The following is a 6,000-nucleotide window of genomic DNA, read 5'->3' on the forward strand; positions in this document are numbered from 1 at the left end:
ACCTGAATGCAACACCTCCGTGGATGCCCGTGCACGACGCGTCCGACAGCGCATCACGCGCGCGACGCCGGTGTGCAACGCCGCGCCGGCTTCGCGCCGCGATGGCATGCGACTTGCGTAACGGGCAATGCACTCGGCCCGGAATCCCAACCGTGCCGGCGCGACCAACCGTTCGCGGCGGTGCGACCACAATGACTCAGGAGACAACCATGAAGAAACTCTCGGCTTCAGCGAGCCGGCTGGCGACGATCGGAATCGCGGCGGCGGCCGCCGTCGCGCTGAACCCCGGCCTCGTGGAAGCGGCCGCGGACTACCCGGCCGTGACCTACCAGCGGCTGACCGATGCACACACCGATCCGGGCTGGCTGACCTACTACCGCACCTACGACGGCCGCTCGCATTCACCGCTCAAGCAGATCGACACGTCGAACGCGAAGGATCTCAAGCAGGTGTGGGCCTACAAGTTCCCCGCCGACCTGAAGCAGGGCTTCGAGGCCACGCCGATCGTCAACGGCAACTATCTGTTCGTGACCACGCCGAAGGACAATGTCTACGCCTTCGACGCCAGGACGGGCAAGCAGCTGTGGAAATACGAGCCGAAGCTCGGCGCCGCGTCGTTCAAGACCGCGTGCTGCGACGTCGTGAACCGCGGCGTCGCGCTGTACGGCAAGAACGTCTATATCGCGATGCTGAGCGGCGAAATCGCGGCACTCGACGCGCAGACAGGCAATCTCGTCTGGAAGAAGCAGATGTTCGAGCCGGGCCTCGGCTACGCGTTCTCGCTGGCGCCGCTCGCGCTCGACGGCGCGATCGTCGTCGGCACGTCCGGCGGCGAATACGGCATTCGCGGCTACATCGCCGCGCTGAATCCGGAGAACGGCTCCGAAGTCTGGAAACGCTACACGATCCCCGCTTCCGGAGAAAAGGGCGCGGAGACCTGGCCCGACGGCATGCAGAGCCACGGCGGCGGCGCGGCCTGGCTCACCGGCACGTACGACGCCGCGTCCCGCACGCTGTACTGGGGTGTCGGCAACCCGGGCCCGTGGCTCGCGGCGCTGCGCCCCGGCGACAACCTGTATTCCGACTCGCTGCTCGCGCTCGATGCGAAGAACGGCAATCTGAAGTGGCACTACCAGTACACGAACAACGACACGTGGGACTACGACGGCGTGAACGCGGCCGTCCTTGCCGACATCAAGTACAAAGGCAAGGACTACGATGCGATCATCCACGCCGACCGCAACGGTTTCTTTCATGCGATCGACCGCACGACCGGCAAGCTGATCTATGCGACGCCGTTCGTGAAGGCGTTGTCGGTCACCGGCTACACGGCCGACGGCAAGCCGATCCAGGACCCATCGAAGTTCCCGAAGGCCGGCACGACGATCGAAACGTGCCCGAGCTTCCTCGGCGGCAAGAACTGGTGGTCGATCTCGTACGACCAGGAACGCAACATCGCGGTCGTGCCGGCGCTGCATGCGTGCATGAGCCTCACCGGCAAGTCGGTCAGCTACATGGAAGGCCTGCCGTATCTCGGCGAAGGCTTCGAGATCAAGCCCGAACCGGGCAGCGAGGGCTACGGCGAGCTGACGGCAATCGACGTGAACACCGGCAAGAAGCTGTGGAGCCACTGGTCGAAGAAGCCGTGGAACGGCGGCGTCGCGACCACCGCGAGCGGCCTCGCGTTCAGCGGCTCGCTCGACGGCCACCTGTATGCGTTCGACACGGCGACCGGCAAGGTGCTCTGGGAGAGCCCGCAACTCGCGAGCGGCATCATTTCCCAGCCGTCGGTGTATGAGGTCGACGGCAAGGAATATGTCGCCGTGCTCGCCGGCTATGGCGGCGCGAACCCGATCTGGGGCGGCCCGATGGCCGACATCGCGAAGGACGTTCCGCGCGGCGGCACGCTCTACGTGTTCGCGCTCGACTGACCAGGCGCCAGGCCCGAGTCGCGCCCGCATGCGCCCGATGCGGGCGCGACGCCCTACCCGCTTCTACCGGACACACGACCATGAATATTCGTCTCACTTCCGTTACCGTTGCCAGTCTGCTCGCCGTGGGCGTGGCGCTGACACCGGCAGCCGCGTCGGCCGGCGTGCGCATCTGCACGCTGCCCGGCAGCCCGACCATGGCGCTCGACCGATCCGTTGCGCGCGAAGTGTTCCGCACCGCGGGTATCGCCGCGACGTTCAACCGGCGCGGCGTCGACGACGATGGCGGCGACGACGGCATCTCCGCCGGCGAACTGAAGAAATCGCTCGAACGCGACTGCGACGTGATCGCGGGCTTCCCGCGCTCGGAAATCGCCGATGCGTCGGAATCCAGAATGACGTTCTCGCAGGGCTATCTGCGCTCGGGATACGTCAGCGTATCGCTGCTCGACGCGCAGGCCTCGTCCGGCGCAAAGGAGACGATCGCGGCCACGTACGGCAGCCCGTCGCAGCTGATCGCCGCACAGCAGGCCAACGCCCGGTTCGACCTCGAAAACACGAGCGAGAAGACGATCGGCGCGGTCGCCGCGGGCCGCGCCCAGCGCGCAATCGTCTGGTATCCGAGCGTCGTCGCGTACGAGCATGCGCACCCGCACCAACGGTTCCAGGTTGCGGCGACTTCATCGCCGTACTCCAACTGGCAACTGTCGTTCGCATTCGGGCCGGGCAAGGATGCATTGCAAAAGCGCATCGACGCAACGCTGTCGCGAATGAACGGCGATGGCCGCCTCGCCTCGCTCACGCGCGGCTGGGCGCTTCCGGACACCGTTACGCAAGCTGCCCGTGCGCGTGCGCCCGGCCGGTTTCTCGACGGCGCGGTCGCTTCCGCACACCCGTTGCCGGCGAGGAGCGGCTTCATCAAGGTTTCGGCCGGCGAAGGCGGCGACATGCCGCCGTTCGAGCAGGCGCAGGTACAGCATGGCAAGAAGCTCTACGCCGACGCCTGCGCGAAATGCCACGGCGACCAGCTCGAAGGCAATACCGCCCCCGCCCTGAGCGGAGAAGCATTCGCTCCCGAAGGCAAGTCGCACATCACGGTCGGCGGCATCTTCCAGTACATGTCGAACAACATGCCGGCCGATCGCCCCGGCAAGATGACGGCACAGGAATACGAGGATGTCATGGCGTTCCTGCTTTACTCGAACGGCTACGACGCGTCGAAGCGCAAGCTGACCGCCGACGTCGCTACCGCGTCGAAGGCACCGCTCATCGCCGGACCGCGCAAGTAACTTCCCCGCCCGCTTTCGTTTCGACCGAGCGCCGCGCCGGGCAGCACGCCCGGCGCGCGGGCCGGACTTCACCTTTTCATTTCATTCAGGACAACGCCATGATCTCCCCCAATCGCAGAACCTTCTTCGTCCAGGCAGCCGGCCTGTGCGCCGCGCTCGCGGCCGGCACCCGCGCATTCGCGGCCGCGCCGCCCGTCGACGAAAACGACGCGGCCGCGAAGACGCTCGGCTATCGCGCAAAGGCCACGACCGTCGACGCGGGCAAGTTCCCGAAGTACCAGGCCGGCCAGACCTGTTCGAACTGCCGCTTCTACAAGGCCGCCGCAGGCGAATCCTTCGGCACATGCCCGATGTTCGCGGGCAAGGCGGTTGCCGCCGAAGGCTGGTGCAACGTCTATGCCAAGCTTGCTTGATCCCGGGCCCGCGCGCGGACACGACAGCGCGCCGCGGCGCGGCACGGATGCCGAACGCGCGGAACATCTGCATGCGCTGATCGCGCTGGGCATCGATCGCGGATACGTGACACACGGCGAAGTCGCCGACGCGTTGCCCGACGATGCGTCCGAAGGCACGGATCTCGACGCGTCCGCGTCGATGCTCCGCGAGCTCGGTATCGAGGTACGCGAGCATGCCGGCTCGCCTACCGCGTGGACACTCGACCGCCATTTTGCTCAGGCACCGGAAGTCACGGTACGGCTCGCCGACGCATCGACGCCGCTCGCGGCCGACGATCTGCTCGCAGGCCGGACCAACGATCCGGTCCGGCTCTATCTGCGGGACATGAGCGCGACGCCGCTCCTCGAACGCGACGACGAGATCGCGCTCGCGCTTCACCTGGAAAGCGGCCGCGCAGCATGCATCGGTGCATTGAGCCGGGATCCCGCTGCACTCGCCGCCATCGCGGCGATCGCAGCCGACATCCGTGCCGGCAAGGTCGCGGCGTCGGTCTACGTGACGGGGTTCGCCGACGACGCCGAATCGCTCGCGCAAGCGCCCGCGATGCTGCCCGACGATTCGCCAGGGAACGAAACGGCGCCCGATCCTGCCGTGGATTCGCCGGTGCCGGAAGGCAGTACCGGCCTCTCCCCGGACAGCCCGGCGTGGCGCGATGCGGTTGCCGAATCGCTCGAGCGCGCCGGTGCGCTGGCACCGGCGATGCGGCATGCGTTGCACGCGGACGGGTTCGCATCGGCCGGTTATCGCGCGCTGATTCGCGAGGCTGCCGCGTTGACCGGCAGGATCCGCTTCACCTCGCGCGCAATCGAGCGCATCGGTCATGCGACCGGCGAACGCGCCACCCAGGCCCGCCGGTTCGAAAAGCGGATCGTCGATACCCTGGCCGCGTCGGGCATGCGTACCGGATCCACGCGCCACAACCTCTTCGCGCCGTGCGACGACGCGCGTGCATGGTTGCGCGCATGCATCGCCGCGCATCCCGAATGCACCATTGCCCTCGCCCGCCACGCGCCAGAGCTGATCGAAGCGCGCATCGCGCTCGCCCGCCTCGCCGGCCAGTCGCCCCTGCCGCTCGACATCGCGGTCGCGCTCGAAGCGCGGCTGTCGCGTATCGAGCGTGCGATGCAACCTGCGAGAACGAGACTGTTCCGCAGCAATCTGCGGCTCGTCGTATCGGTTGCCAAACGGTATCCCGATCGCGGCCTGCCGTTCCTCGACCTGATCCAGGAGGGCAATATCGGCCTGTTGAAGGCCGTCGATCGTTACGACCACCGGCGCGGCTTCAAATTCTCGACGTATGCGACCTGGTGGGTCCGGCAGGCAATCACGCATGCGCTCGCCGATCAGGGCCGGACGATACGTGTGCCGGCACATACGGTCGACGCGCTCAACAAGCTGTCGCGGCTCGCGCGCACGCACCGGCAACGAACCGGCGATGTCGCCGACGCGCCGGCACTCTCCACGCAGATGCAACTGCCCGTCGACAAGGTGCGCGAACTGATGCGCATCGTGCGCGAGCCCGTCTCCGCGGACTCGCCCGTTTCGCCCGATCACGACCTCACGTTGTGCGACGTCACGATCGACCCCGATGCGCCGACCCCGGAAGACGCCGCGAGCGCCGGCCAGCTTCGCACCGCGGTGGCGTCGCTGATCGACGGCCTGCCCGCTCGCGAAGCGTGGATTCTTCGCCTGAGATACGGCATCGATGTCGACAGCGAGTATTCGCTGCGCGAGATCGGCCGGCAACTGAACCTGTCGGCCGAACGCGTTCGCCAGATCGAAGCGTCGGCGCTCGAGCGAATCCGGCAATTCGGGCACGCACCGGCGCTGCGATCGCTGCTCGCCTGACGCGGCCGTGCCGGCCGCCTTTCGCGCCTCACGCCATCTGCTCAGGACTGCAACACACCATGCTGCATTTCTGAACGGCCCGCCGCATCGCACTGCCGTGCGCGACGCGGCCCGCTGGCGCGAATCGATCGGCACGCGCCCGGCTAGCGCGGCTATCGCCGCTGGCGTGCATCGATTGCCGATGCTGGCATGCATGTTGCGTTTTCCCGAACACCGTCAGGCATCACAAGAACGCAAGGAGACACGCTTGTCCAAGATTGAATCGGTTCTTCACGAAACCCGTCAGTTCGCGCCGCCCGCGGCGCTCGAGAAGGCGGCCACCATTTCCGGCATGCCGGCCTATCGTGCGCTCGCCGCCGAGGCCGAGCAGGATTACGAAGGCTTCTGGGCGCGTCTCGCGCGCGAGGGCCTCGCGTGGCACAAGCCGTTCTCCAAGGTGCTCGACGAGAGCAACGCGCCGTTCTACAAGTGGTTCG

5 protein-coding genes are annotated in these 6,000 nt (G+C 67.1%); all 5 read left to right on the plus strand.

The genetic code is table 11. The annotated features are described in order from the left end of the window. Nucleotides 1-209 precede the first annotated feature (209 nt). Nucleotides 210-1,931 carry a methanol/ethanol family PQQ-dependent dehydrogenase gene (locus B7G54_RS09330; RefSeq protein ID WP_085038819.1) on the plus strand — a complete coding sequence of 574 codons (1,722 nt, stop codon included), beginning with the start codon at nt 210-212 and terminating at the stop codon, nt 1,929-1,931. 80 nt (nt 1,932-2,011) lie between these two features. Then, nucleotides 2,012-3,220: a c-type cytochrome gene (locus B7G54_RS09335; protein WP_085038820.1), complete on the plus strand. Its 1,209-nt coding sequence runs from the start codon at nt 2,012-2,014 to the stop codon at nt 3,218-3,220. 98 nt (nt 3,221-3,318) lie between these two features. After that, complete coding sequence (locus B7G54_RS09340) at nt 3,319-3,633, plus strand: high-potential iron-sulfur protein (protein WP_085038821.1); 315 nt, start codon at nt 3,319-3,321, stop codon at nt 3,631-3,633. Next, the gene (locus B7G54_RS09345; protein WP_085038822.1) at nt 3,617-5,524 is read left to right on the plus strand and encodes a sigma-70 family RNA polymerase sigma factor; all 1,908 of its coding nucleotides are present in this window, start codon (nt 3,617-3,619) and stop codon (nt 5,522-5,524) included. The genes B7G54_RS09340 and B7G54_RS09345 overlap by 17 nt, the downstream gene beginning before the upstream one ends. Before the next feature lie 247 nt (nt 5,525-5,771). Further along, nucleotides 5,772-6,000 (plus strand): acetyl-coenzyme A synthetase N-terminal domain-containing protein (locus B7G54_RS09350; RefSeq protein WP_279628059.1); only part of this gene is annotated, 229 nt, incomplete at its 3' end.

Source organism: Burkholderia puraquae (assembly GCF_002099195.1).
GTDB lineage: Bacteria > Pseudomonadota > Gammaproteobacteria > Burkholderiales > Burkholderiaceae > Burkholderia > Burkholderia puraquae.